Source organism: Aeromonas sp. 604443 (assembly GCF_049170315.1).
Lineage (GTDB): Bacteria > Pseudomonadota > Gammaproteobacteria > Enterobacterales > Aeromonadaceae > Aeromonas > Aeromonas veronii_A.
This window is the reverse complement of sequence record NZ_JAAKMI010000005.1, coordinates 39965-63347: the sequence shown is the minus strand read 5'-3', so window position 1 is coordinate 63347 and position 23383 is coordinate 39965. Positions and strand designations below refer to the sequence as shown.

At 60.6% G+C, this 23383-nt stretch carries 19 protein-coding genes; 7 read left to right on the top strand and 12 right to left on the bottom strand.

Annotation, left to right across the window (positions count from 1 at the left end; all coding sequences use genetic code 11):
* Positions 1–598: 598 nt before the first annotated feature.
* The 3 genes from cadB (at position 599) to pdxY (ending at position 5097) form a co-directional block, all read left to right on the top strand.
* Complete coding sequence (gene cadB / locus G5380_RS09280; protein ID WP_100646560.1) at positions 599–1933, top strand: cadaverine/lysine antiporter; 1335 nt, start codon at positions 599–601, stop codon at positions 1931–1933.
* Positions 1934–2010: 77 nt separating this feature from the next.
* Positions 2011–4143, top strand: a complete 2133-nt coding sequence (locus tag G5380_RS09275; protein ID WP_150997088.1) for a lysine decarboxylase CadA — start codon at positions 2011–2013, stop codon at positions 4141–4143.
* 93 nt (positions 4144–4236) lie between these two features.
* Positions 4237–5097 carry a pyridoxal kinase PdxY gene (pdxY, locus tag G5380_RS09270; RefSeq protein WP_047435702.1) on the top strand — a complete coding sequence of 287 codons (861 nt, stop codon included), beginning with the start codon at positions 4237–4239 and terminating at the stop codon, positions 5095–5097.
* Positions 5098–5173: 76 nt separating this feature from the next.
* On the opposite strand, the gene G5380_RS09265 is transcribed toward pdxY, so the two are convergent.
* Together G5380_RS09265 and G5380_RS09260 are read right to left on the bottom strand one after the other, a co-directional pair.
* Positions 5174–5617: a PliI family lysozyme inhibitor of I-type lysozyme gene (locus G5380_RS09265; protein WP_421208777.1), complete on the bottom strand. Its 444-nt coding sequence runs from the start codon at positions 5615–5617 to the stop codon at positions 5174–5176.
* Positions 5618–5675: 58 nt separating this feature from the next.
* Entirely contained in the window at positions 5676–7709 is a 2034-nt protein-coding gene (locus tag G5380_RS09260; protein WP_421208776.1) for a M13 family metallopeptidase, read from the bottom strand.
* 180 nt (positions 7710–7889) lie between these two features.
* Here G5380_RS09260 and tilS point away from each other — a divergent pair, with 180 nt between their 5' ends.
* On the top strand, positions 7890–9248 hold the full coding sequence (gene tilS / locus G5380_RS09255) for a tRNA lysidine(34) synthetase TilS (protein WP_421208775.1): 1359 nt from the start codon (positions 7890–7892) through the stop codon (positions 9246–9248).
* A 78-nt stretch (positions 9249–9326) separates the two neighbouring features.
* Here tilS and G5380_RS09250 read toward each other — a convergent pair whose 3' ends face one another.
* Positions 9327–10229: a GGDEF domain-containing protein gene (locus G5380_RS09250; RefSeq protein WP_005347848.1), complete on the bottom strand. Its 903-nt coding sequence runs from the start codon at positions 10227–10229 to the stop codon at positions 9327–9329.
* A gap of 118 nt (positions 10230–10347) precedes the next feature.
* Here G5380_RS09250 and G5380_RS09245 point away from each other — a divergent pair, with 118 nt between their 5' ends.
* On the top strand, positions 10348–12300 hold the full coding sequence (locus G5380_RS09245; protein WP_005338473.1) for a monovalent cation:proton antiporter family protein: 1953 nt from the start codon (positions 10348–10350) through the stop codon (positions 12298–12300).
* Between the two features lie 28 nt (positions 12301–12328).
* Here G5380_RS09245 and G5380_RS09240 read toward each other — a convergent pair whose 3' ends face one another.
* The 4 genes from G5380_RS09240 to G5380_RS09225 all read right to left on the bottom strand — a co-directional run bounded on the left by G5380_RS09240 (position 12329) and on the right by G5380_RS09225 (position 15901).
* Entirely contained in the window at positions 12329–13474 is a 1146-nt protein-coding gene (locus G5380_RS09240; protein ID WP_421208772.1) for a patatin-like phospholipase family protein, read from the bottom strand.
* A 111-nt stretch (positions 13475–13585) separates the two neighbouring features.
* A complete protein-coding gene (locus G5380_RS09235; RefSeq protein WP_421352678.1) occupies positions 13586–14464 on the bottom strand; it encodes an alpha/beta hydrolase in 879 nt (292 codons plus the stop codon).
* An 82-nt stretch (positions 14465–14546) separates the two neighbouring features.
* Positions 14547–15143, bottom strand: a complete 597-nt coding sequence (locus G5380_RS09230; protein WP_113738954.1) for a TetR/AcrR family transcriptional regulator — start codon at positions 15141–15143, stop codon at positions 14547–14549.
* Between the two features lie 113 nt (positions 15144–15256).
* Positions 15257–15901 (bottom strand): response regulator, encoded by a 645-nt coding sequence (locus G5380_RS09225; RefSeq protein ID WP_005338467.1) that lies wholly within the window; start codon positions 15899–15901, stop codon positions 15257–15259.
* A 171-nt stretch (positions 15902–16072) separates the two neighbouring features.
* Between G5380_RS09225 and G5380_RS09220 the strand changes: the two genes are divergently transcribed.
* A complete protein-coding gene (locus tag G5380_RS09220; protein ID WP_252655947.1) occupies positions 16073–16699 on the top strand; it encodes a glutathione S-transferase N-terminal domain-containing protein in 627 nt (208 codons plus the stop codon).
* A 75-nt stretch (positions 16700–16774) separates the two neighbouring features.
* Here the strand turns inward: G5380_RS09220 and G5380_RS09215 are convergent, their stop codons facing one another.
* The 5 genes from G5380_RS09215 to G5380_RS09195 form a co-directional block, all read right to left on the bottom strand.
* Entirely contained in the window at positions 16775–18886 is a 2112-nt protein-coding gene (locus G5380_RS09215) for an alpha-amylase (RefSeq protein ID WP_421208771.1), read from the bottom strand.
* A 228-nt stretch (positions 18887–19114) separates the two neighbouring features.
* The gene (locus tag G5380_RS09210; RefSeq protein ID WP_040066657.1) at positions 19115–20281 is read right to left on the bottom strand and encodes a hypothetical protein; all 1167 of its coding nucleotides are present in this window, start codon (positions 20279–20281) and stop codon (positions 19115–19117) included.
* Positions 20281–20652: a GtrA family protein gene (locus tag G5380_RS09205; protein WP_058056732.1), complete on the bottom strand. Its 372-nt coding sequence runs from the start codon at positions 20650–20652 to the stop codon at positions 20281–20283. Before G5380_RS09205 ends, G5380_RS09210 begins: the two co-directional genes overlap by 1 nt.
* Positions 20649–21668, bottom strand: a complete 1020-nt coding sequence (locus tag G5380_RS09200; RefSeq protein WP_421208770.1) for a glycosyltransferase family 2 protein — start codon at positions 21666–21668, stop codon at positions 20649–20651. Before G5380_RS09200 ends, G5380_RS09205 begins: the two co-directional genes overlap by 4 nt.
* Before the next feature lie 55 nt (positions 21669–21723).
* A complete protein-coding gene (locus G5380_RS09195) occupies positions 21724–22269 on the bottom strand; it encodes a hypothetical protein (protein ID WP_216953084.1) in 546 nt (181 codons plus the stop codon).
* A 316-nt stretch (positions 22270–22585) separates the two neighbouring features.
* On the opposite strand from G5380_RS09195, the gene G5380_RS09190 reads away from it, so the two are divergent.
* Positions 22586–23350, top strand: a complete 765-nt coding sequence (locus G5380_RS09190; RefSeq protein WP_421352677.1) for a substrate-binding periplasmic protein — start codon at positions 22586–22588, stop codon at positions 23348–23350.
* Positions 23351–23383: the final 33 nt, after the last annotated feature.

Below are 23383 nucleotides of genomic sequence, written 5' to 3'. Positions count from 1 at the left end.
CACTATCCCCACTTGCCTTTGTCTTGCCCGCGGCATTCGCTGCACTCGCGTTTGTTCGGCTTCACGCCGCGCGCAGCTTGTGACATCTGCTCGTTGTTGGCGGCGGGATAAGCTGTCTGTCTCGACCCATTTCTCATTGCTTACCGGTTATCGCCGTTGCGCTTTACCTCTGAGTTTGGATTGTGATGAGCCGAGCTGAGGGGCGAACAGGAGGTGAGTGTCCACTCAGGGTGATGATCAGCAGGGCTTCCAAATGGCCGCAAGGGCAGGGGGGCGCAATGGGCGCTGCTTTATCCCGGGTTTATCTGACCAAAAATATCAAGACGGCGAGATAAGGGAGTTATCAAGGGACAAAAACGGGTTGGCCGGATATCAAGGTTTTATCAAGAAGGCTGTGTGATGTGATGTCAATTTACTGTTTTTAAATGGTTTTTATCAAAAGTGACGAGGCGGCGAAAAAAGTTGCCTCATATTTTTATCCGTTAGCTGGTCTTTATGTTTTCCGGGGATGAGAGGCCTAGTCTGTGCCCATTCTTTGGCGGGGCGTTCCGCCAAATGTGTATGTGACGACCCGACCTTTTATAGAACCGGAGATCTTATGTCCCTAGATACGAGCAAGAAGATTGGCCTTATCGCCTGTACAGGTGTGGTGGCCGGCAACATGATGGGGAGCGGTATCGCACTGCTGCCTTCGGCACTGGCCACCATCGGCTCCATCTCTGTCTTTAGCTGGGCAATCTGTCTGGTAGGCGCCATGGGCCTCGCCTTTGTCTTCGCCCGCCTTGCTACCAAGAACCCGCAAGAGGGTGGCCCCATTGCTTACGCTGGCGAGATCTCTCCGGTGTTCGGTTTCCAGACCGGTGTGCTTTATTACCATGCCAACTGGATCGGTAACCTGGCCATCGCCATTACCGGCGTCTCCTACCTCTCGGTCTTCTTCCCCATTCTCAACAGCCCCATTCCGGCCGCCGCAGCCACCATCGCTGCCGTCTGGATCTTCACCTTCGTCAACCTGCTTGGCGGTAGCTGGGTGAGCCGACTCTGTACTCTGGGTCTGGTGCTGATCCTGCTGCCGGTTGTCGGTACTGCGGTGATGGGCTGGGGTCATTTTGATGCCACTGTTTACAGCCAGAACTGGAACACCACCAGCGGTAGCGACCTGCATGCGGTCATCAGCGCCGTGCTGATCTGCCTCTGGTCCTTCGTCGGTGTTGAATCTGCCGCCGTCTCTTCCGGCATGGTGAAGAACCCCAAGCGCACCGTACCGCTCGCTACCATGCTGGGTACCGGTATTGCCGGTGTTATCTACATCCTCTCTACCCAGGTGATCAGCGGCATGTTCCCGGCCGGTGAAGTGGCAGCCTCCGGCGCCCCGTTTGCCATGGCCTCTTCCGCCATCTTCGGTAGCTGGTCTGCACCGTTTGTCTCTGCCTTCACCGCCCTGGCCTGCTTCACCTCGCTGGGCTCCTGGATGATGCTGGTGGGCGAGGCGGGCAAGCGTGCCGCCAATGACGGCAACTTCCCGAAAATCTATGGCGAAGTGGACAAGAACGGCGTAGCCAAGAAGGGTCTGATCCTGGGCTCCCTGAAGATGACTGCCCTGATGGTTGGCCTGACCGCCTTCACCTCCCAGTCCGCTCATGCTGCCGATCTCTTCAACGTGCTGACCACAGATGCTGTGCTGCTGACCATGCTGCCCTACTTCTACTCCAGCATTAACCTGATCCGCTTCGAGGGCATGACCTCCCGCAGCATCGGCGCGATGATCTTCTCCGGTGTGGCCTGCGTCTTCTGTCTGGTAGCCCTGATGGGTGCCAAGGGTTCCAACCTCACAGCTACCTTCGTGGTGTCGCTCATCATCCTGATGTTCTACGCCAAAAAACTGGGTCTGCGTCAGCACGATGCCCTGCTGAACGAACAACCCAGCAACTGATTTCCCCTTTTATCTTCCGAGCGCTCTTCACTCACCATCCCTGATGGAGAGCGCCCCTTTACGTGTGGAGCATTACGATGAATATCATTGCCATCCTCAACCACCTCGGCGTTTTCTTTAAAGAAGAACCCATTCGCCAGCTGCAAGCCTCCCTCGAGCGCAAGGGTTTCGAGGTTGTTTATCCGGTCGACGTCGCCGACCTGCTGAAACTGATTGAGAAGAACCCCCGTGTTTGCGGCGCCATCTTCGACTGGGACAAATACTCTCTGGGCCTGTGCAAGGAGATCCACGATCGCAACGAGAAGCTGCCGATCTTCGCCTTCGCCAACGACCAGTCCACCCTCGATATTCACCTGACCGACCTGCGTCTGAACGTGCACTTCTTCGAGTACCGTCTCGGCATGGCCGATGACATCGCCCTCAAGATGGGTCAAGCCACTCAGGAGTATCAGGACGCCATCCTGCCGCCGTTCACCAAGGCACTGTTCAAGTACGTGGAAGAGGGTAAATACACTTTCTGTACTCCGGGTCACATGGGCGGTACCGCCTTCCAGATGAGCCCGGCCGGCAGCATCTTCTATGACTTCTACGGCCCGAACGCGTTCAAGGCTGACGTCTCCATCTCCATGCCGGAGCTGGGCTCCCTGCTGGATCACTCCGGTCCGCACAAGGAAGCCGAAGAGTACATCGCCCGTACCTTCAACGCCGATCGCTCCTATATCGTCACCAACGGCACCTCCACTGCCAACAAGATCGTCGGCATGTTCTCCGCGCCGGCTGGCAGCACTGTGCTGGTTGACCGCAACTGCCACAAGTCGCTCACTCACCTGATGATGATGAACGACGTGACCCCGATCTACTTTCGTCCGACCCGTAACGCCTACGGCATTCTGGGCGGTATCCCGCAGAGCGAATTCAGCCGCGACACCATCGCTGCCAAAGTCGCTGCGACGCCGGGTGCCCAGGCTCCCCGTTACGCCGTCGTCACCAACTCCACCTATGATGGCCTGCTCTACAACACCGGCTTCATCAAGGAAGCGCTGGATACTCCTTACATCCACTTCGACAGTGCCTGGGTGCCTTACACCAACTTCAGCCCGATCTACGAAGGCAAGTGCGGCATGAGCGGCGAAGCGATGCCGGGCAAGGTGTTCTATGAAACCCAGTCCACCCACAAGCTGCTGGCGGCCTTCTCCCAGGCCTCGATGATCCACATCAAGGGTGACGTGGAGGAAGAGACCTTCAACGAAGCCTTCATGATGCACACATCTACCTCGCCGCAGTACGGCATCGTGGCATCGACCGAGATCTCCGCTGCCATGATGCGTGGCAACACCGGCAAGCGTCTGATCAAGGACTCCATCGATCGCGCCATCTCCTTCCGCAAAGAGATCAAGCGTCTGCGTGATCAGAGCGAAGGCTGGTTCTTCGACGTATGGCAGCCGGACAACATCGACACCGTCGAGTGTTGGAAGCTGGATCCGAAAGATGACTGGCACGGTTTCAAGGACATCGATGACAACCACATGTACCTGGATCCGATCAAGGTCACCCTGCTAACCCCGGGCATGGGTCGTGATGGCAAGCTGCTGGAGAAGGGTATTCCTGCTTCACTGGTCTCCAAGTTCCTGGACGAGCGCGGCATCGTGGTCGAGAAGACCGGTCCTTACAACATGCTGTTCCTTTTCTCCATCGGTATCGATCAGTCCAAGGCGATGCAGCTGCTGCGCGCCCTGACCGAGTTCAAGCGTGGTTACGATCTGAACCTGACCATCAAGAACATACTGCCGAGCCTCTATCGTGAAGACCCTAGCTTCTACGAAGGGATGCGCATTCAGGAGCTGGCCCAGAGCATCCACGATCTGACCTGCAAATACCGTCTGCCGGAGCTGATGTTCAAGGCGTTCGACGTGCTGCCGGAGATGAAGATGACCCCGCATGCTGCATGGCAGCAAGAGCTGGCGGGCAATCTGGAAGAGGTGCCGTTGCGTGACATGGTTGACCGCATCAGCGCCAACATGATCCTGCCGTACCCGCCGGGAGTACCGCTGGTACTGCCGGGCGAGATGGTGACCCAGGATTCTCTGCCGGTGCTCGAGTTCCTCGAGATGCTGTGCGAGATCGGCGCCCACTACCCGGGCTTCGAGACCGACATCCACGGCCTCTATCGTCAGGCCGATGGCAGCTACACCGTCAAGGTGCTGCGTTAATCGACAGTGACAACAGTCGAAAGTGACAACAACGGGCCGCAAGGCCCGTTTTTCCCTCCGGAATTCCTGTTCTTATTGCGTGAGTCGCCAACCATGAAGCGAGTGCTCTCCATTCAATCCCACGTAGTCTTTGGCTGTGCCGGCAACAGCGCCGCCGTTTTTCCCATGCGTCGCCTCGGGATCGAGGTGTGGCCGATGAACACGGTGCAGTTCTCCAACCACACCCAATACCGTGAAGGCTGGCAGGGGATGGTGATGCCCGGCGGCCATATCCGTCAGCTGGTAAACGGCCTGGCGGAGATCGGTGTGCTGGCCGAGTGCGATGCGCTGCTGAGCGGCTACCTCGGCTCGGCCGAACAGGGGGAGGAGATCCTGGCGGCGGTGGCTCGGCTCAAGGCGATCAATCCGGCCGCCCTCTACTTTTGTGACCCCGTGATGGGTCACCCCGACAAGGGCTGCATAGTGGCACCCGGCGTCGCCGATTTTCTGAAAAACCGGGCACTGGCCTGCGCCGATATGCTGGCCCCCAATCTGCTGGAGCTGGAACAGCTCACCGGCCGCGATATCCGCAATGTGCCGGAGGCCATCGAGGCGTGCCAGCAGCTGCGCGCGCAAGGGGTCAAGCTGGTGATGGTCAAGCATCTGGGCAAGGCCGGTTTTGCCATGGACCGCTTCGAGATGCTGCTGGTGTGCGAGGAGGGAACCTTTCATCTTTCCCGCCCGCTCTACCCTTTTGCCCGCCATCCCATCGGGGTGGGGGATCTGCTGAGCGCCACCATGCTGGCCAATCTGCTGGCCGGTTGTACCCCGGTAGCGGCGTTCGAACTTACCAACGCCAGCGTGGATGCGGTACTGGCCCGGACCTGGCTGGCGGGGGCCTACGAGCTGCAACTGGTTGCTGCCCAGCACGAGATGGCGCTGCCGCAGGTCTCCATCCGGGCGACCCGCCTCTGAGCTGTTTGTACCAACAGCAGAAACAACAAAGCCCTGATCATCAGGGCTTTTTATATTTCAGATTCGGGGAGAGGGCTTAGTCTTGCGGGCTTTTGAGCGCCTTGACCACATCCTCTTTGGGCTCCAGCTCCTTGACCTGATTGAAGATCTCCAGCTCCCCTTGCGGGCTGACGGTGTAGGCATCGGCATCCTGATAGCTGCCGCTGCCGGCGCTCTCGATGATGACCACCAGCTCGGGCTGCTTGTCGCCATTCAAATCGACCAGTTTCAGCTCCCGGATAAAGCCGTTGCGAGCCATCACCTTGCCATCCTGAAACTCATCCAGTGGAAACTGGGCGTTCTGACCCGAATAGAGTCGCACGTCATAGCTGCCGATGGAGGCAGGTTCACCGACCCCCTGCGCCACCCGGATCACCTGCCCGGAGGGCAGGGTCAGTTGCTTGTTAAATCCCTCTTCGGCTTGTGCTTGCGCCGCCAGCGGCAGGGCCAGCAGCCCTGCCATGATCAATGCTCTGTTCATCTTGCAACCTCTTGCTGTCTGTTGAGGGCGGGCTCCCGGGGAGCCCGCCCTGATGCTGTTACCAGATCTTCACCCGCTTCTGGGGTGGCAGATAGAGCTTGTCCCCCGGCTGGATGTTGAATGCCTCGTAGAAGGCGGGAATGTTCGGCACCACGCCGTTGACCCGGTACTCGGGGGGCGAGTGGGGGTCGGAGCGCAGCAGCATCTGCATCAGCTCGGGGCGATACATCCCCTTCCACACCTGCGCCCAGCCGAGGAAGAAGCGCTGTTCGCCGGTGAAGCCGTCCAGCACCGGTGCCTCCTTGCCATCCAGCGACAGCTCGTAGGCCTTGTGGGCGATGGTGAGACCACCGAGATCACCGATGTTCTCCCCCAGGGTAAACTGGCCGTTGACGAACTGGCCGTTGATGGGCTCGAAGCGGTTGTACTGGGCCACCAGACGGCTGGTGCGGAAGCGGAACTCCTTGAGATCTTGCGGTGTCCACCAGTCGCGCATCATGCCGTCGCCGTCGGATTTGGCCCCCTGATCATCAAAACCGTGGCCCATCTCGTGGCCGATCACCCCGCCGATGGCGCCGTAGTTGACAGCGTCATCCGCCGTCATGTCGAAGAAGGGGGGCTGCAAAATGGCCGCAGGGAAGACGATCTCGTTGTTGCTCGGGTTGTAGTAGGCGTTCACTGTTTGCGGCGACATGTGCCACTCGTCCCGGTCGACCGGCTTGCCGAGGCGCGCCAGACTGTCTGCATATTCAAAGGCTTGCGAGCGTTGCAGGTTGCCCACCAGATCATCCGGTTTGATGGCGATGGCGCTGTAATCCTTCCACTTGTCGGGGTAGCCGATCTTGGGGCGGAACTTGGCCAGCTTCTCGAGGGCCTGCGCCTTGGTCTCGGGCGACATCCAGTCGAGCTCCTTGATGCTCTGGCCGTAGGCGGTGCGCAGGTTCTCCACCAGCTGCTCCATCCGCTCCTTGGCCGCTGGCGGGAAGTAGCGGGCCACATAGAGCTGGCCGACCGCTTCACCCAGATGATCGTTCAGCACCCCGAGCGCCCGCTCCCAGCTGGCGCGCTGCTTGGGCGTGCCGCTCAATGTGGTGCCGTAGAAGGCGAAGTTGGCGCGGTCGGTCTCGCTGTCGAGATAGGGGGCGTAGTCGGTCAGCAGTTGCCACTTGAGGTAGGCCTGCCAGTCGGCGATGGGGGTCTGGGCCATCACCTGATCCAGCGCGCTCAGATAGGTCGGCTGACCGATAATGAGCTCCGGCTGGGAAGCAATGCCCGCGGCGTTCAGATAGGCCTGCCAGTCGAGGTGGGGGGCGAGCCGTGCCAGTTCGCTGGCGGGGCGCTTGTTGTAGTTCTTCTCCCGATCTCGCAGGGCGACGTTGTCCCACTGGATGGTGGCGAGCCGGGTTTCGAGGGCCAGAATCCGTTTGGCCTTGCCGCTCGGGTCAGATTCCCCGAGGCGGCTCAGCATGGCGGCGATATGCTGCTGGTACTTCTGGCGCAGGGCCTGACTCTCGATATCCTGCTTGAGGTAGTAGTCCCGATCCGGCAGCCCCAGTCCACCTTGATAGAGGTAGACCGCATAGCGGTCGGGGGACTTGGCATCGGCGTCGATCCAGATGCCAAACGGCGCGCCGCCGCCCATGCGGCCCGACTGGGCAAAGGCACGGGCCAGTGCTGCCTGATCACCGATCCGGTCGATATCGGCCAGCGCCGGCGCCAGCGGGGTGAGCCCCTTGGCGTCACGGCCTGCCTGATCCAGATAGCTGGCGTAGAGATCGCGGATCTGCTGGGTCGGCGTGCCGGTGGCGGCCTCCTGCTTGGCCAGCCCCTCGACCAGCACCCGCACATCGGCGAGGGATTTGTCCCGCAGCATGTAGAAGGCGCCATCGGCGGGGCGATCGTCGGGGATCTTGGCGGTGGCGAGCCACTTGCCATTGACGTAGCGGAAGAAGTCATCGCCGGGTTTGACCTGGGGGTCCATATTGGCCAGCGCCAGCCCGGAGTGTTTGGGGGAGTCTTGCGGTGCCTGACTGCAGCCAGCCAGCAGTGCCAGTCCAATCAGGCCGGCCAGTAAGCTTTTCTTATTGTTCATCTTGTTTGATTCCAATTCGGATTGTTTGCTTCCCTGCCCATCTTCCTTGCTCCAATCAGTTGTGCGACCGCCTTGCGGCCAGCCTGGTGGAGAGGGCGGGCGAGCCTCACTCTAGCAGCAGGGTTGCAGCTTGATAAGCCCGACTCTGCTAAGATCGGCCGGTCCGTTTTGGGGAAGCCTATGATTTCTCATCTTTATTCTCGCTTTTGTCTGACTATGCCAGCACCAGAAGGTTCCACCGGTCTGCTGGTAGCCTTCAGTGGCGGCCTCGACTCTACCCTGCTGCTGGTGCTGGCGGCACAGTATGCCCGCGAGCACAGCCTGTCACTTCGCGCCCTGCACGTGCACCACGGCCTCAGTCCCCATGCCGATGAGTGGGTCGCTCATTGTGACGCCGTGTGTCAGCAATTGGCGGTGGAGCTGCTGGTCGAGCGAGTGACTCTGGCCCGTGGCAATGGCGAGAGTCTGGAGGCGCAGGCTCGCACCGCCCGTTATCAGCGGCTGACCGCCCGGATGCGGGAGGGGGAGTGGCTGCTCACCGCCCACCATCAGGACGATCAGCTGGAGACCCTGCTGCTGGCCCTCAAGCGCGGCGCCGGTCTGCGCGGCTTGGCGGGGATCTTGCCAAGCCAGCCCTTTGCTGGCGGCCTGTTGCTGCGGCCGCTGCTCAATATGAGTCGCGCCGAGCTGGCCGAGGCGGCAGCGAGCCTCCCCTTTGGCTGGGTGGAGGATGAGAGCAATCAGGATGTGAGCTATGACCGCAACTTTTTGCGCCAGACGCTTATCCCCCAGCTCAAGGCGCGCTGGCCCGCCATGGCCCAGACCGCTGCGCGCAGCATGGCCCTGTGCGCCGAGCAGGAGGCGCTGCTGGAGGAGCTTGCCGAGAGCGACTGGCAGCTGGCGGGCGAGGGGGAGGCACTCCATATCGGCCCGCTGCACGCCCTTTCACCCACCCGGCGCAACAACCTGCTGCGCTACTGGATCCGCCGTCAGGGGGGGGAGATGCCATCCCGTGAGCAGCTTGCCCGGCTCTGGCAGGAGGTAGCGCTGGCGCGCGGCGATGCCAATCCCCAGCTCAACTGGGGGCGCCAGAGCTGCCGCCGTTATCAGGAGCGGCTCTATCTGGTGAGCCCTGACCTGCAACCCTGTCATCAGGTATTGCCGCTGACCGTGGGCGAGCCGCTGACCCTGCCGGACGGGTTGGGCGAGCTGGTGGTGCGCATGGCGGAGCACGGCGAGGATCTGCTGCGCTCCCCCCGAGCGGATGAGCCGCTCTCGGTGCGTTTTCAGGTGACGCCCGGGATCCCCCTCAAACCGGTGGGGCGGAGCGGCAGTCGGCGGATGAAAAAGTTGCTGCAGGAGTATGGCGTGCCTTCGTGGCAGCGGGGGCGCATCCCCATCCTCTACTATGGCGAGCAGGTGGCGGCGGTGGTGGGGCTCTTTGTCTGCGACGGCTTTATGGCTGAGGGAACTGGTCTGGTCTGCCACTGGCAGGGAAGCGGTGCCGCCCCCATCATGCCCGAGCAGGATCTTGCCTGAGGTGATCTCGGCGTAACCTCAAAAAAAGAAGCTCCGGTCACATGGCGCGCATGTGCCGGAGCAAAGAAGAGTTCGGGATTATTCGTTAGGGCTGGCCTTGCCTGCTTTCTTGCGGGCGTAGAGGTGGCTGTCGGCCGCCTCGTAGAGGCTCGGCACATCGACCCCGGATTGCCAGCTGGCGGCGCCAAGGCTGCATCCGACCGAGAAGGTGCTGAGCTCCTTGTTGGTCATCAACATATGCTGCAGTCGCAGCCAGACCGGGCGCCACGCCTCGGGTTCGGCCGGTTGCAGCAGCAGGGCAAATTCATCTCCCCCGAGCCGGAAGGCTTGATCCGTGCTGCGGATACACCCCTTGAGCAGCTGGGCGAAGCGGCTCAGCACCAGATCCCCCACCGGATGACCCCAGGTGTCATTGATCTGCTTGAAGCGATCGAGATCCAGCAGCACCAGCACCAGACCGTGAGGCTCGCGGCTATGCTGCTCGATGGCGCGACCGATGGCCTCGTCAAAGTAGGAGCGGTTGCCAAGGCCGGTCAGGTGATCGAGCCGGACCAGCTGATCCAGTTTTTCCAGCCGCAGATAGAGGGGCAGCAGCAGGCAGAGCAGCTGATGGTATTGCATCAGTACCCGTTGCTGGCTGCCGCTCAGCGGATGTTCCAGCTCGTAGTGGAGCTGGCCGAGCAGCTGGCCATGCTGACCGCGCAGCTCGAACGGATAGTTGTGCAGGTTGAGGGTGGCCAGCGGCGGGTGCTGGATCAGCACATGGGGCTGGCCACAATCGAGGTAGAGACCGTGGATCCTGACAATTCTTGCCGCACGATCGGCAAAAGTTGTCAGCAGACCGCCGAGATCGCTCTGCCCCAACAACTGCTCGAGCAACTGGTTGCGTTCAACGCTGGGCAACGGCGTGAGCCGCTCCATCTGGCGAACCCACTGCTCGATGCCATGGCTAAAGCCATTGAGTGACGACGTATTTTCCATGGTCTTCCACCTGTAACACCTGACTACTGTCTCCTCCCTGCAATTGGCATGCCCAATATATCTTTCCTGCCCGCCAGATCGGCTGACTAAGCTTAAGTCGATAAAAGGAGAGGGAAATTTGTACACCGACCTGTTGATCCTGCTGTTCGCCGCCGTGCTGCTGGTGGCAACTTTCCGGCGTCTCGGCTTGCCGGTTATCCTCGCCTACCTGATTGCCGGCGTCTTGCTCGGCCCCCACGGGCTGGCGGTGATCACCGGTCAGTCGATCATGCAGACCATTGCCGAGCTGGGGATCGTCTTTCTGATGTTCTCGCTGGGGTTGGAGTTCTCCCTGCCGAAATTACTGGCGATGCGTCGGTTGGTGCTGGGGGTGGGGATGTTGCAGGTGCTGCTCACGTCACTGCTCTTCTTCGCCATCGGCTGGTGGTGGGGGCTGGGTCTGGCCCAGTCGTTGGTGGTGGCGGGAACGTTGGCACTCTCCTCCACGGCTGTGGTGATCAAGCAGCTCGGCGAGCAGAAGCAGCTCCATACCCGCCGCGCCCAGCTGGGGGTGAGCGTGCTGCTGTTTCAGGATCTGGCGGTGGTGCCCCTGCTGGTGATGATCCCTATCCTCGCCCAGCCGGAAGTGCAGGGCAGCGCCCTGGCCGCCGAGATCGCCTGGGCCACCCTCAAGGGGCTGTTTGCTCTCTTTACTCTGCTGGCGGTGGGCAAGTGGTTGCTGCCGCTGCTGTTTCACGAGGTGGCGCGAGCTCGCTCCGACGAGTTGTTCGTGCTGAGTGCCCTGCTGGTGGCGCTGCTGGCCGCCTACATGACCCATTCGCTGGGGCTGTCGATGGCGCTGGGGGCGTTTCTGGCGGGGATGATGCTGGGGGAGTCCCACTACCGTCATCAGCTGGAGGTGGACATCAAGCCCTTTCGCGATGTGCTGATGGGGCTCTTCTTTATCACCATCGGCATGGCCATGGAGTGGGAGCTGGTGGCGCGGGCTTGGTGGCAGGTACTGATCTGCGTGGTGCTGCTGGTACTGTGCAAATCCCTGCTGGTACTGCTGGCCGGGCGGCTGATGGGGGAACGAAAGCGCGACAGCATGGCCGCCGGTATCATGCTCAGTCAGGTGGGAGAGTTTGGCTTCGTGCTGCTGGCACTGGCACTGCACCACGGCTTGCTGGATCAGCAGCTGGTCTCACTGCTCATCGGTATCGGCATCATCTCCATCGCCATGACCCCCTGGCTGGTGACCCAGGCCCATTCGCTGGCCCGTAGCCTCACCGATCCGGCGCTGCTGACCCGCTCCGAGGTGGCACAGTCGGGCCTGAGCAAAAACCAGCATGTCATCATCGCCGGGTTTGGCCGGGCGGGGCAGACCTGTGCCCGCTTTCTCAAGATCGAGGAGATCCCCTTTCTGGCCCTAGACCTCGACCCGGAGCGGGTGAGCGAAGCCAAGCTGGCGGGGGAGCAGGTGGCCTTCGGCGATGCCAGTCGCCGCGATATTCTGCTGGCCGCCGGCTTGTTGCGGGCGCGGCTGGTGATCATCACCTTCGATGACCGCAAGCGGGTGGAGGCTATGCTGGCACTGATCCGCGAACTGGCGGGGGATCTCAAAGTGCTGGTGCGTACCCGGGATGACAGTTTTCTGGAGCAGTACAAGCAGGCAGGGGCTTTCGAGGTGATTCCCGAATCCCAGGAGGGAGCCCTGATGCTGGTCTCCCACCTGCTGCTCAATTGCGATATCCCAATTGGCCGGGTGATCCGTCGGATGGAGCTGGAGCGCAGCAGCCAGTATCGCTTCCTGCACGGCTTCTACTGGGGGGATCAGAGTGCCAGCAATCTGGAGGCGGATCAGCTGCTTGAACGTCTCCACCCGCTGCTGCTGCACGATCAGGCGTGGGCGGTAGGCCGTGAAGTGCGCGAGTTGCCGCTTGATGAGGTGCGGATCAAGGAGGTGCAGCGCGGGGATCAGAGTCTGGAGCCCAGACCCGAGCTGGTGCTGGCGGCTGGCGATCGGCTGATCCTGTTTGGTACCGTGGTGGCGATGGAACAGGCTGAGCAGCGTTTGCTGGAGGGGCGCTGAGTCCCCTTGCACTCATCGGCCGCCCCCTTTACTCCCGCTCTTTTGGTAGCCCTTCGATATCGAGGAAGGCGACGACCCGCTCCCGCTCCCTCAGGGTGTCCTGATAGCCCAGCTTGATCAACTGCTGGCAGTAACCCGGATAGAACATCAAAAAGCTGGCCAGACTGCTGGTCTCATCCCCCTTCACGCCCAGCACCCGCAACAGCCGGCGCAACTTTAGCGGCAGTTTGCGCAGATAGGCCAGTGCGATGGTGTCGAGATCCTGACTCGGTTTCAGCACACAGGTCTCCACCCGCTTCAGCTTGAGGCGGTTGCGCTCCCGCTCCGGGATCAGATCCAGAGTCTGGTTGATGCGCCACAGCCGCTCCAGATCGGAGTTGAGGGTGTCAGTAAAGACCGTATCGAGCAGATGGCTGGCAATATTGGAGCTGGTGAGGTGGCCGTGGTGATGGGTCGGTGCCGAGTGCGCTGGCGGATCCAGGGCGATCAGAAGGATCCGTTCACCCCCCAGATGGATGGCGGGGCTGAGCGGGCTCAGCTGGTGGATGGATCCGTCGCCGTAGAACTTCTCGCCGATCCGGGTGGCCGGAAAGACGAAGGGGAGCGCCGAGGAGGCGAGCAGATGCTCAGATGTAAGCACTGTGCGCACCCCGCGCCGTCTGGCCCGCTCCCACGGATGGTGGTCGGCACGCCCCTGAAAGAAGGTGGTGGAGAGGCCGTCATCGTAATCCGACGCCGTGATGGCGAGCGCCTCCAGACTGCCGTAGAGGATGTTATCATCGATCCGATGATAGTCGATGAGCTGATCCAGCAGGCGGTGCAGCGGCGCGTTGTCAAAGAGGTGAAAGGCGTGGTTGGTGTGGGGGTTGATCAGCCCCGCCGACCCCTCGTACAACAACCGCCACAGCAGGCGCCCCGGGTGAAAATCGAAGATGTGGTGAGTCTCGAAGCGGCGCCAGACCCACTCCAGCTTGCGCACTCCCAGATGGAAGCAGGAGGCGTAGCAGGCCAGTGCAGTGACATTGATGGCCCCCGCCGAGGTGCCACAGAGGATGGGAAAAGGGATGCCGAGATTGCGCGGGTAGAGCTCCGCAATCGCCTTGAGGGCACCGACCTGATAGGCGGCGCGAGCACCGCCACCGGTGAGCAACAACGCTGTATTGGGTCTGGCCATATGCTGGCGCCTTATTGTGTACTGACAAGAATGTTCCCACTGACAAGTTAACTATAAGGCGCTGTATCAAATATAAAAACGGGCGCTCGCCCGTTTTTTCATGGCCCCATGTCAAAGGGCGCGGTGAGGATTTTCCGGCCGCGCCAGCTGATCGAAGGCGGCGAATACCGGGGCGCTGGCGAGGATGCGACCGTGGCCCAGACCCCGGGTGCTCACCAGCCGGGTATGACCATCCTGACTGGCCCGCAAGGAGTCGCTATGGGGGGCGAATCTGTCCTCCTCGTCATGCACGATCATTGCCGCACCGCTGCGATTGGCGAGGCGACCCAGCGGATCGACCGTGCTCAAGGGGTGCTGGTACTCTTGCTCAATTTCCTTGACCACCGCATCGAACAACCGGATGGAGTAGCCGGAGCGCGCCACCATGCCGTAGAGCTGGGGCACATAGTCGAGCACCGGCGAAATCAACAGCAGCGGCAGGGTATCGATACCCGGCTGACGGCTGGAGAGGGTGACGGCGCCTCCCATGCTGTGGGCGATGACCCCGTGCAGCGGGCCTGCTTCGCTGGCCAGCTTGGTCGCCAGCTCGTCGAAGGCGCGCACGAAACGGGGCAGGTGACCAGTGTTGCCCGCGCTCTGGCCGTGGGCCGGATGATCGTAGGCAATTGCGGTGAAACCCTGCGCGGCGATATGGCTCATCAGCGGATAGAACTGGCTGGCGCTGCCGGACCAGCCGTGCATCAGCAGCCACAGCGGCCCCTGACCGAGCCGATAGCTCATCAATACCCCTTCGCTGGTATGGACGGCCTGCTTCACCAGACCGGCTGGTTCGTGGCCACCGCGCTGGTTGCGCTGGGGGGTGAGCAGCAACTTGCTGGCGGTGCGCTTGGCATGGGTGGGGGCGAGTCTGTGGTGCAACCGGGTGCCGATCCCCAGCAGCCATTTGCTCGGGCTGAAGCGGCGGGTGTTGAAGTAGATCTTGCTGCTCATGGTCATCCTGTGGTTTTTATGTGCGAACGGTCGTGCTTTTTTGTCGGTTTTTAAAAAGTCTTGTTGAACGGATGCTAAAACATCAGCGCCAGCTGGCGAGCAGAGCATCCACTTCGGGCCAGAAGTGGCGAGCCGGATCCTGACACAGTTCGAGATCGTTGAACACCTGATCCGCCAGATAGAGGCCATAGAGGCGATAAACGGCGCGCCAGGGATCCATCTCGCGTCGCCACTCGCCTGCGGCCTGACCCTGCACCACCTGACGGGCCAGATAGTCGAGCCAGAAGCGCACCAGTTGCCGGGCGGCTTGCTGCACCTGGCTCTTTTGCTCATGGCCATCCTGCACCGAGGTCCAGGCGTCGAGGAACATGCAGCGTCCGGCAAAGCAGTGGTTCCACGCCTGCCAGGCGCGCAGCAGAGCGATCAGCTTGTCGTGCTGGCTCTGGTGCTCCTGCTGACGTACCGGTTGGATCACCCGCAGCCGAAATACCTCGGCGGCGTACTCCAGCACGGCGATCTGCAGATTGTCTCGGGATTGAAAGTGGGCAAACAGGCCGCTTTTCGACATCTCGCAGGCGCTGGCCAGCGAGCCGATGGTCAGGCTCTCCAGCCCTTGCTGGCTCGCTTGCTCAAAGGCTGTCTGCAAAATGTTTTCCCGGGTCAGGCGCCCTTTGCTCATCACTCTCTCCTCGTTGGCGCTGGCAGCATAAAGTACGATCGTGCTAATTGTCGAGCAACAAATAGCCAGCATGGCTGGCTATGTCGTCTCGCGCGTGTCACTGCGCGCGGGTTTCAGCTCTCCTTGATATCGAGCTGTTGCAGGGCGATGACTGCCTGAGTGCGGTTTTTGACCCCCAGTTTTCTGAAGATGGCGGTGATATGGGCCTTGATGGTGGCCTCGGAGACGTTGAGCTCCCAGGCGATCTGTTTGTTGAGGCTGCCATCGCGCAGCATGATCAGCACCTTGTATTGCTGGGGGGTGAGGCTGGCCAGCTTGCTGGCGAAATCGGGGCCATCTTCCGATTCGGGATGAAGCGAGATGCCTTCCGGCACCCAGTTATCCCCCCCGATCACCGTATTGAGGGCGTTGACCAGCTCCTTCATCGGTACCGACTTGGGAATGAAGCCGAGCGCCCCGAGCCGCAACACCTGCTGGATGATGGCCGCATCTTCCGAGGCGGAGACCACCACGATGGGCAGGTCGGGATATTGGCCACGCAGGTGGGCCAGCCCCTCGAAGCCATTGGCCCCCGGCATCTTGAGATCGAGCAGCAACAGGTCAACTTCGGGATGCTCGCCGAGCAGGCTGGTCAAGCTGTCGATGGAGTCCGCTTCCAGCAATTGAGCGTCGTTGATGGCCATGTGCACCGCTTGGTAAAGGGCGCCCCGAAACAGGGGGTGGTCATCTGCGATGACGATGGTAAATTGGCTGTCCATATTTCGGTTAATGGCTCACATTGTTGCTAACTGATTGTTTTGAAAAATCAAACTAGCATCGCTCACCAAGAGGGTCAAACCCGCCGGTGTGCAAATGTGAAGCGACCATCGGATGTTTTGCCATCAAGGGCAGATCGGCCGGTCGCAGGCAACTCATGCAGGAGGCAGCAGATGGGATCCTTGGTATTGGCGGTGGGCACCGGCTCCACCTGGGCGATGCGGGCGGCACTGGTGCTCGCCATGAGCGGGCTGACGTGGCAGGAGCAGGTGTTCGATCTGGAGGATGCCAAGTCGCTGGCGCGGCTCAAGCGGCTGGCACCGGCCGGTCTGGTGCCCTGGCTCGAACACGATGGCGTGCGGGTTCATGACTCGCTGGCCATTGCCGAATATGTTCACGAGCTCTGTCCCGACCGCCAGCTCTATCCTGTTTCGCTTGCCGAGCGGGCACAGGCTCGCAGCCTCTGTGCCGAGTTGCACGCCGGATTTCGGCAGATCCGTTCTCTGCTCCCCTTCTTTCTTGGGGCGCCAACCCGTATCGATCCCCCGGTGGAGGCGGTCGGCGAGCTGGCTCGCTTGCAGGAGATCTGGTCGCAGGCGCGTGGCCCCTTCTACTTTGGCGAGGCGGGCATTATCGACGCCTTCTATGCGGTGATGGCCTATCGGCTGGCCAGCTACGGCATCCTGTTGCCCGGTCAGGCCGGAACCTATCATCAGGCGCTGCTGGCCTGGCCCCTGTGGCAAGAGATGTTGGTCAAAGCGCGCCTGCAGTGGCCGGTGGCGGCGCGCCTGTCACAGTGAGCCTTGGTAGATAGATAAACGAGAGAGGGGAGCCAGTGGCTCCCCTCTCTGTTGCTGGTCAATGTGGCTCAAGAGTTACTTCTGCCGACCGGCAAAGACCACCACCACCTTGTCATCCCCCTTCTCCCGCACAAAGGCGTAGGGAGCATCAGAGAGTTTCTGGTGGCTGCCTGCCGCAATGGCCGGATGGGCTGCGCGGAACTGGCCCAGTTGCTGCCAGTGCTTGACTAGCTCAGCCTTGTCGCCGCTGGCCAGCTCCTGCCAGTTCATGTCCGAGCGCAACGCCTGATCGAACACCCCCCCATCCTTGGCCAGCCCCCGGCCGGACTCGTCGCCATAGTAGAGCTGGATACCGCCTGGCAGCAGCATAAAGCTGTTGGCGACCCGGCGCTGTAGCGGCACATCCTGATAGTCGCCAAAGAACAGCTTGGTGTCGTGGGAGCTGATGTAGCTCAACACGTTGAACTCGGGATCCTGATTGATGCGGCTGGCGTAGCTGGCATAGGTGGGCTCGGCGCTGGCCATGCACTGGGCCTGGGGCAGGGCGAACTCGCGCTGATAGTCGAAGTTGATCAGGGAATCGAAACCGTTCTGATACCAGAAATCCTTGGCCACCCCGTGATCCCACACCTCGCCCACCATGTAGAAGGGCAGATCGTCGAGGGCCTTGCCCGGGTTGTTGGTCTTCCACTCCTTGAGTGCAGCGGTGCCCGCCTGCTTGAGCTTGGCCCACACCTCGGGCTCCAGATGCTTGACGGTGTCGGCGCGGAAGCCGTCGATGCCAAAGCGGCGCACCCAGTCGGTGTGCCAAGCGATCAGGTAGTCGCTCACGGTAGCGTCGGGCAGCGCCTTGGCGAGGGTGTCTTTTTTCGCGGCCAACAACGGCGGCAGCCCTACCGGTTTGGTCGATTCGGTCAGAAAGTCCGGCAGCCCCGCCACCGAGCCGGTGACATCGTCGGTGCCGGGCTGCGGGTAGCCGGGCAGACCGGCGCGCACCCAGTCACCACTCCACCACTTGTTCCATGCGGGTGATTGATAGTCGATGAACTGGTTGTAACCATGCCAGTTGAGGCCACCGCTCGGGCGCCACTGGTTCCAGACGGTCGGCAGTTTGCCGCTGTTCTGGGTCAGCTCGGTGAGCCCCAAATCCTGCAAGTCGGCGAGGGTGGCGTAACCGGCGTGGTTCATCACCACGTCGAGGATGATCCGCATGCCGCGCTTGTGGGCCTCGTCCACCAGGGTTTTCAGGCTCTCTTCATCGCCGTAGTTGGGGTCAATCTTGGTGAAGTCGAGCGCCCAGTAGCCGTGGTAGGCGTAGAAGGGGAAGTTGCCCTGCTCACCACCGCCGATAAAGCCGTGAACCTGCTCCACCATGGGGGTGATCCAGATGGCGTTCATGCCGAGGCTCTTGATGTAGTCGAGCTTCTCGGTCAGCCCCTTGAAGTCGCCGCCGTGCCAGGTGGCCACCTCGTCTTGACCATCCTTCTGGCGGCCGAAGCTGTGGTCGTTGGCGGGGTCACCATTGTGGAAGCGGTCGGTCAGCAGGAAATAGACGCTCGCCTGATCCCAGCTGAACGGTGCTGGCTTGGCTGCCTTGACCGGCTCGAGCAGCAGCAGGCCGCCGCTCTCTTTGCTCGGGCTCAGGGTCAGCTTGCCCTGTTTGACCACCGCCTCCTGTTTCGAGTAGGCATCCCTCAGTCGGGTACCCTCGGGCCAAACCCCTTTCAGGGATACCGTGACCGGGCCGCCATCCCAGCTGATGCAGGGCTCTTCTGGTGGCTGTCGTTTGAATTCGCTCTTCTTGGTCGCCCGCAGCACCTTGAGGCTGGGGGTATCCGGGTTGAAGGTGAACTGATACTCCCCGGCCAGCATCACCCGCAGGGTAAAGCTCTGATCCTTGCTGCATTTGTCCATGGGCTGGGCGGTGCCGAAGGGGAGCGGCTTGCTCTCGCTCGGGCCAAAGCTGGTACCGCAACTGTTGTCTGCGTCGCTGATGCGGATCTGGTGGCTCCCCTTGGCAAGAGGGTGAGTCAGCTCCACCGTGCCCTTGTCCAGCGCGATCGGGGCCGCCACCGGTTGACCATCTACATAGAGGCGAACCTCGGGGGCAGCCATCGCCTGTTGGGTGAACAGAGGGGCGGCCAGCAGGGCGAGCCAGAGAGGGGATAAGTGATGAGCACGACGCATAAGCCATTCCTTGAGCAGGGCAGTTCGGACAAGGGCCCATTCTAGGAGCAGCAAAGCGCGCCTTGGATCGGCAAAATGCCGATTTGTGACATCAGTTCAAATGGTTACGTTTTCAAGCCGAGGAAAGTGTGACGGAGAGGAGATGGGACGCTCTGTCGATAAAAATAGCGCCCATAAAAAATGCCGGTCAGGTGACCGGCATTTGGTGTATCAGGCTTTGTCGTCACATCAGACGGTGAAGAACTTGAAGTTGACGAAGGCCACCGCGATGAAGGAGGCCACCATGCCGCTGATGCATAGCACAGCAGGGCGGATGGCGGGCCAGCGATGGGTCAGCAGAATGATGGCCAGCAGGGTAGGGTAGAGCCCGAACATGTAGCGTGGCATGGCGTTGAGGCCGGTCATCAGCGGGATGGTGCAGCAGATGAACATCAGAGTCGCTTCAGCCCAGCGTTTCTGGCTGAACAGGTAGCCGTTCAGGCACCAGCCGAAGATCACCATGATGGAGAGGTAAGCCTTGCGGCCGCCCAGCTCGAAACCACTCAGCCACCAGTCCAGCGGGCTGTCCATGTAGCGACCCCAGGCCACCTGAATGTGCTTGAAGGCGAAGGCATCGCCGGTCAGGTGATAGAGATAGACCATATAGGCAAACAGGCCAAAGGGGATCATCCAGAGGGTGAAGACCACCTTGAAGGCGCGCTCGGTGAAGCGGAAAAATTCCCGCCAGCCGTAAGCCTGCAGCGCCAGGATCAGCACCGGGAAGACCATCATTACCCCCAGGTTGCGGGTGGCGGAGATACAGACCCCCAGCACGGCCACCATCAGCCACTGCTCCCGATAGGCGAACAGGAACATCCCCAGCATCAGCGCCATAAAGGTCGACTCGGTATAACCGGAGACGAAGTAGGCGGAGAAGGGGGAGAAGGCGAGCAGCCAGACGCCGAAGCGGGCGGTATCGTCCCCCAGCTTGAGCTGACGCAACACCAGCAGCATCAGCGGCAAGCTGGCGAAGAAGGAGAGATTTGTAACAATGATGAGGCCGATCAGGCTCTCGACATTGAACAGGTTGGAGATGGCACCGGAGACCATCGGGTAGAGCGGCATAAAGGCCCAGTTGGCCGCATTGCCCTTGCTCAGCCAGCGGGGGTAGAGGTCGTAGCCGTTTTCGATGATGCGCTGGAACCAGACGCAGTCGAACTGACAATAGGCCTGCAGCGGGCCGATGTCGGGGGAGCCATAGAGCTGGACACCGAAGTAGCCCATGCCATACAGCGCCACCCGGCTCAGCATGAAGGCGGCGATGATCATCAGCCAGTCACGACCGCTGATGCGCAGTGACGGGCGATACGGGAGTGCAGCCCCGGTTAGCGGGGCAGTATTGGTCATATCATTCATCAGGCAAAAACCCAGACGCGAGAGAGAACGTAAGTGAGGACGGTAACGGTCAGGGTGGCGATGACCACCGGCAGCAGACCGGAGAGCCCCGTAAACAGCAGGCCGCTCAGGATCAGGTTACGCACCGCCAGCGAGAAGAGGGCGACCAGCAGAAACTTGCTGGCGGCTCCCTGCTTCTGGAAGGTAATGTAGCGGTGACCAAAGAAGGAGAACCAGAATGCGATGGCAAAAGCCAGCGTGGTAACTAGGTGCTCCGAGATGGTGGGCCAGGTATGAAACAGTGCGATGGAGGTGCCAAGGTCGACGAGAGTAGCCCCCCCGCCGACAAAACCGAAACGTACCAGCCGCCAGAATTCCTCGCGGGAGATCATTGAGGCGCCTGCTCCTGCTGCTCTTGCGGGTTGCTGTCAGCGCTCTGCGGTTTGGCCGCATCCTGCTTGGCATACTGGCCATAGACCCCTTCAATGAGGTAGACCGGGCGCTGTTTCACTTCCACGAACATGCGGCCGATGTACTCGCCGATGATGCCGAGTGACAACAGCTGGATACCGCCGAGGAACAGCACCACGGACATCAGGGAGGCGTAACCGGGCACGTCGATGCCGAAGAAGATCACCTGGGTGATGATTTTCAGGATATAGAGGAAGGCCACCAGCGAGACGCTGACACCCACATAGCTCCAGACCCGCAGCGGCCAGCTGGAGAAGCTGAGCAGACCGTCGAGGGCGAAGTTCCACAGTTTCCAGTAGTTGAACTTGGTTTCACCGGCGTGACGAGCCGGGCGCTCGTAGGGGACGCCAACGGCACGGAAACCGGCCCAGGCAAACAGCCCCTTCATAAAGCGGTTGCGCTCCGGCAGCAGCTTGATCGCCTCGACCACGCGACGGTCGATCAGGCGGAAGTCACCGGCGTTCTCCGGCAGCTTGGTGCTGGTGGAGAGGGCGTTGAAGAAGCGGTAGAAGCCACCGGCAGTCAGGCGCTTCATCGGGGTATCGGCGCTGCGATCGACGCGGATGCCGTAGACGGTGTCATAGTCACCGGTCTGCCACAGTTTGACGAACTCCAGGATCAGGGCAGGAGGATCTTGTAGATCCACGTCCATCGGCACGATGGCATCCCCTTTGGCCTGATGCAGACCTGCGGTCAGGGCCGCTTCTTTACCGAAGTTGCGTGCCAGGTTGACCAGGGTCACGCGCGGATCGCGGGCGATGGCCTGCTCGACCACTTCACGGGTGCGGTCACGGCTGCCATCGTTGACGAATACAATTTCAAGCTGGTCTTTCAGCAGGGCCAGTTCGTTGTCTATCGCGTTGATGAAGGCATCGATGCTCTCTTCCTCGTTGTAAACGGGAACGACCAGAGAGAGTCGAAAATCTGGATGCGACATAAGAACGTCCTTATTTGGGATAGTTGTTTTTATAAAATGGTATTCGGGGCAAGGATCACTGGGCTACGGTCAAACGTACCGACTGCACATTGATGGGAGTAGGTGCCGAGAGCGCCAGAAAATTGGGGTGCTTGGGATCTGCCGTGAGCGAGTCACCGGGCAGACTGAGGCGGATTTCGTTGATGCCCGCTTTGGCCAGTTTCACCGTGGTGGTGAAGTCGTGACCCAGCGCCACTTTCAACAGGGCACCAGCTTCCGGGCTGTTGATGCGGGCCTGTACGGTAAGCTGATCCGGATTGGCCGCCTGCTTGGGCAGCACAAAGTAGAGACCGCCCTGACCGCTGAGCAGGGTACCTTCGTCGCTCGGCTTCTTGGCCCAGCCTTCGCTGGAGAGGAAGCGGCTCGGCTTGGTCAGATTGAGCTCGTTACCCGGCTGATAGGTCATGCTGGAGTTGTGTTCCCAGAAGCGTGTCTTGCCTTCCAGATAATAGAGTTTGTAGGCCAGGCTCACGTTGGGGTGAGCAGCCAGATAGAGGGTGTAAAGATAAAAACCGCTTAACGCCAGAATGGCAGTCAAAAAACCGAACTTTTTGTACGTCATATCACTCTCTATGCCTGACAGAATGGGTAGGCCGATGTCGCGCATATGCTAATCCAATTGCAAAAAAAGCATAGTGGATCACAAAAAAATATTTGGTCACATATTAACCCCTTTTTACCCCTGTTCCAAACGTTGCTGTTTCCCGGTTAAACAGGTTTGGCGAGGCGCCGGTTGCCAGTAGTGCTCCGGCAGGGCAATTGGCAAATAGACGTGCTTTGCTGCGTCATTTTCTAGCGGATGCGATAGTCATCTGGCCTCTATCGCCATTTTGCAGGGGGCGATTTATGATGACTCACTTATTCGTCAAGGATGACATATGAAGTGGATCTCTTGCTGTCTGCTGCTTGGATTATGGGCGCCAATGGCATTGGCCAAGGCCCTGTGTCCCGAGCCCATTCAGGTCGGTTACGATAACTGGCCCCCTTACCATTATTACGAAGCCGACTCACCGCAAGAGGTGCGCGGTTATGCCGCCGAGGTGCTGACGGCTGTGCTCACTTCCATGCACTGCAAGGTCAACTATGTGGAGCTGCCCTGGAAGCGGGTACTGCACGAAATGGAATATGGTGAGATAGACATGGCGATGGAGGCGAATATCAATGATGATCGCGCCCGTTATGCCTGGTTTTCCGACTCCTACAACCCGGGGCGCACCTTGCTGTGGATCCGCAAGGGCAGCCACTATCCCGAACAGGATCTGACGAGCTGGCTGGCCAGTGGTTACTCTCTCGGTGTTACCAAAGAGTACTTCTATGGTGAGGAAGTGATGTTGCTGCTCGCTCGCTATGCCAAACAGGTGAGTGCGGTGAGCGACCAGCAAAATTTTGAGAAACTGGCCCGCGGGCGGATCGACGGTTTCCTCGGTGACATGCTGGCTACCCCCAGCGCCCTTAACAAGGAGGGGATGAGCGGTCTGTTCACCAGTCACCCCATGGTGGTATCTGAATCGCCGAGCTTCTTTATGTTGGGCAAGCGCAGCTTTTCGCCGCAGTTCTTGCAACAATTCAATCAGGCGTTGGCGCGGTTCAAGGAGACAGATGCGTATGACATTATCTGGCAGCGTTATGCCCCCGGGCGCTAGCAAAGTATTGGCCGTTCACGCATCATGAGCGGC

What these genes read in the sequence shown, in the direction of transcription:
- cadB (WP_100646560.1), top strand. Translation starts at nt 599, where the DNA reads ATGTCCCTAGATACGAGCAAGAAGATTGGCCTTATCGCCTGTACAGGT.
- G5380_RS09275 (WP_150997088.1), top strand. Translation starts at nt 2,011, where the DNA reads ATGAATATCATTGCCATCCTCAACCACCTCGGCGTTTTCTTTAAAGAA.
- pdxY (WP_047435702.1), top strand. Translation starts at nt 4,237, where the DNA reads ATGAAGCGAGTGCTCTCCATTCAATCCCACGTAGTCTTTGGCTGTGCC.
- G5380_RS09265 (WP_421208777.1), bottom strand. Translation starts at nt 5,617, where the DNA reads ATGAACAGAGCATTGATCATGGCAGGGCTGCTGGCCCTGCCGCTGGCG.
- G5380_RS09260 (WP_421208776.1), bottom strand. Translation starts at nt 7,709, where the DNA reads ATGAACAATAAGAAAAGCTTACTGGCCGGCCTGATTGGACTGGCACTG.
- tilS (WP_421208775.1), top strand. Translation starts at nt 7,890, where the DNA reads ATGATTTCTCATCTTTATTCTCGCTTTTGTCTGACTATGCCAGCACCA.
- G5380_RS09250 (WP_005347848.1), bottom strand. Translation starts at nt 10,229, where the DNA reads ATGGAAAATACGTCGTCACTCAATGGCTTTAGCCATGGCATCGAGCAG.
- G5380_RS09240 (WP_421208772.1), bottom strand. Translation starts at nt 13,474, where the DNA reads ATGGCCAGACCCAATACAGCGTTGTTGCTCACCGGTGGCGGTGCTCGC.
- G5380_RS09235 (WP_421352678.1), bottom strand. Translation starts at nt 14,464, where the DNA reads ATGAGCAGCAAGATCTACTTCAACACCCGCCGCTTCAGCCCGAGCAAA.
- G5380_RS09230 (WP_113738954.1), bottom strand. Translation starts at nt 15,143, where the DNA reads ATGAGCAAAGGGCGCCTGACCCGGGAAAACATTTTGCAGACAGCCTTT.
- G5380_RS09225 (WP_005338467.1), bottom strand. Translation starts at nt 15,901, where the DNA reads ATGGACAGCCAATTTACCATCGTCATCGCAGATGACCACCCCCTGTTT.
- G5380_RS09220 (WP_252655947.1), top strand. Translation starts at nt 16,073, where the DNA reads ATGGGATCCTTGGTATTGGCGGTGGGCACCGGCTCCACCTGGGCGATG.
- G5380_RS09215 (WP_421208771.1), bottom strand. Translation starts at nt 18,886, where the DNA reads ATGCGTCGTGCTCATCACTTATCCCCTCTCTGGCTCGCCCTGCTGGCC.
- G5380_RS09210 (WP_040066657.1), bottom strand. Translation starts at nt 20,281, where the DNA reads ATGAATGATATGACCAATACTGCCCCGCTAACCGGGGCTGCACTCCCG.
- G5380_RS09205 (WP_058056732.1), bottom strand. Translation starts at nt 20,652, where the DNA reads ATGATCTCCCGCGAGGAATTCTGGCGGCTGGTACGTTTCGGTTTTGTC.
- G5380_RS09200 (WP_421208770.1), bottom strand. Translation starts at nt 21,668, where the DNA reads ATGTCGCATCCAGATTTTCGACTCTCTCTGGTCGTTCCCGTTTACAAC.
- G5380_RS09195 (WP_216953084.1), bottom strand. Translation starts at nt 22,269, where the DNA reads ATGACGTACAAAAAGTTCGGTTTTTTGACTGCCATTCTGGCGTTAAGC.
- G5380_RS09190 (WP_421352677.1), top strand. Translation starts at nt 22,586, where the DNA reads ATGAAGTGGATCTCTTGCTGTCTGCTGCTTGGATTATGGGCGCCAATG.